Source organism: Microbispora siamensis, assembly GCF_016863095.1.
GTDB classification, from domain to species: Bacteria; Actinomycetota; Actinomycetes; order Streptosporangiales; family Streptosporangiaceae; genus Microbispora; species Microbispora siamensis.
The window spans coordinates 1-2,207 of record NZ_BOOF01000111.1; the positions used below are offsets into that span (position 1 = coordinate 1).

A 2,207-nucleotide genomic window follows, 5' to 3' on the forward strand; every position below is an offset into this window, starting at 1 on the left:
CTGAGGCTGTTGCTGACGACGAAGACGCTGGAGAACGCCATCGCCGCTCCGGCGATCATGGGGTTGAGCAGTCCCGCGGCGGCCAGCGGCAGCGCCGCGACGTTGTAGGCGAACGCCCAGAACAGGTTGCCCTTGATCGTGCGCAGCGTCCGCCGGGACAGCCGGATCGCATCGGCCGCCACCCGCAGATCACCCCGCACCAGGGTCAGATCCGCGGCCTCGATCGCCACATCGGTGCCCGTGCCCATGGCCAGCCCCAGATCGGCCTGAGCCAGCGCCGCGGCGTCGTTGACCCCGTCCCCGACCATCGCCACCGTCCTGCCCTCGGCCTGCAGCCGCTTGACCACATCGACCTTGTCGGCCGGCAACACCTCGGCGATCACCTCGTCGATCCCGACCTGGGCGGCGACCGCCTGCGCGACCGCCTGGTTGTCACCGGTCAGCAGCACCGGCCTCAACCCCAGATCCCGCAGGTCCGTGATGGCCTGGGCGCTGGTCGGTTTGACGGTGTCGGCCACCACCAGCACCGCCCGCGCGGCGCCGTCCCAGCCGACCGCCACCGCCGTACGCCCACCGGCCTGCGCCTGTCGCAGGGCCTGTGCCAGGTCGGCGGGCAGGTGCTGGGACCACTCGGCCAGCAACGCAGGCCGCCCGACCAGGACCGCGTGGCCGTCCACGACGCCCTGCACCCCCAGCCCCTCAAGGCCGGCGAAGTCCTCCGGCGTGGGCAACTCGCCCACCCGCTCGGCCGCGCCCCGGGCGATGGCCTGGGCGATGGGATGCTCGGAAGCGTGCTCCAGGGCCCCGGCCAGCCGCAACACCTCCTGCTCGCTCACCCCCTCGGTGACGTGCACACCGGTCAGGGTCATCCGCCCCTCGGTGACGGTGCCGGTCTTGTCCAGCACGACCGTGTCGACGGCCCGGGTGGACTCCAGCACCTCCGGCCCCTTGATCAGGATGCCGAGCTGGGCGCCGCGGCCGGTGCCGACCAGCAGCGCCGTCGGCGTGGCCAGCCCCAGCGCGCAGGGGCAGGCGATGATCAACACCGCCACCGCGGCGGTGAACGCCGCCTGGGCGCCCTGCCCCGTGCCCAGCCAGAACCCCAGCGTGCCGACGGCAAGGGCGATGACGATCGGCACGAAGATCCCGGAGATGCGGTCGGCCAGGCGCTGCACCTGCGCCTTGCCGGTCTGCGCCTCCTCCACCAACCGCGCCATCTGGGCCAGCCGGGTGTCGGCGCCGACCCGGGTGGCCCGCACGACCAGCCGCCCGCCCGCGTTCACCGTCGCCCCGGTCACCGCATCCCCCGCCCTGACCTCGACCGGGACCGACTCCCCGGTCAGCATCGAGGCGTCGACCGCCGAGGCGCCCTCCTCGACCACCCCGTCGGTGGCGATCTTCTCCCCCGGCCGCACCACGAAGCGGTCACCGGTCTTCAGCGCGTCGACGGGGATGCGCACCTCGGTCCCGTCGCGCAGCACCGCCACGTCCTTGGCGCCCAGCTCCAGCAGCGCCCGTAACGCCGCACCCGCCCGCCGCTTGGACCGCGCCTCGAAATACCGCCCCGCCAGGATGAACGCCGTCACCCCCGCGGCAGCCTCCAGGTAGATGTCACCCGAACCGTCCCCACGGGCGATGGTCAGATCGAAGGCGTGGGTCATCCCCGGCAGGCCGGCGCTGCCGAGGAACAGCGCCCACAACGACCAGCCCAGCGCGGCGATCGTGCCCAGCGACACCAGCGTGTCCATCGTGGCCGTGCCATGGCGCAGGTTGGTCCAGGCCGCCTTGTGGAACGGCAGCCCGCCCCACACCACGACCGGCGCCGCCAGCGTCAGCGACAGCCACTGCCAGTAGGTGAACTGCACCGCGGGGATCATCGCCAGCGCGATCACCGGCACCGCCAGCACCACCGACACCACCAGCCGGGTCCGCAACGCACCCAGCTCATCAGCCGGCTCCCCGGCCGCCCGCTCCGGGGCGGGCGGCTCGGGCAGTTTGGCCGTGTAGCCGGCCTTCTCCACCTCCGCCACCAACGCCTGGGGGTCCAGGCCCTCGGGGAAGGTCACCTTGGCCTTCTCCGTGGCGTAGTTCACCGACGCGGACACACCCTCCAGCTTGTTGAGCTTGCGCTCGATCCGGTTCGCACACGACGCGCAGGTCATGCCGCCTATCGAAAGCTCGACCACGCCGGTCAGCCGGTCACCGGT

General features: G+C 72.7%; 1 protein-coding gene. It reads right to left on the bottom strand.

Going from position 1 to position 2,207, the window contains the following annotated elements; genetic code table 11:
* Window positions 1-2,195, bottom strand: a 2,195-nt coding sequence (locus Msi02_RS42675) for a heavy metal translocating P-type ATPase (protein WP_204053398.1), incomplete at its 3' end; no start/stop codon positions are given.
* Window positions 2,196-2,207: the final 12 nt, after the last annotated feature.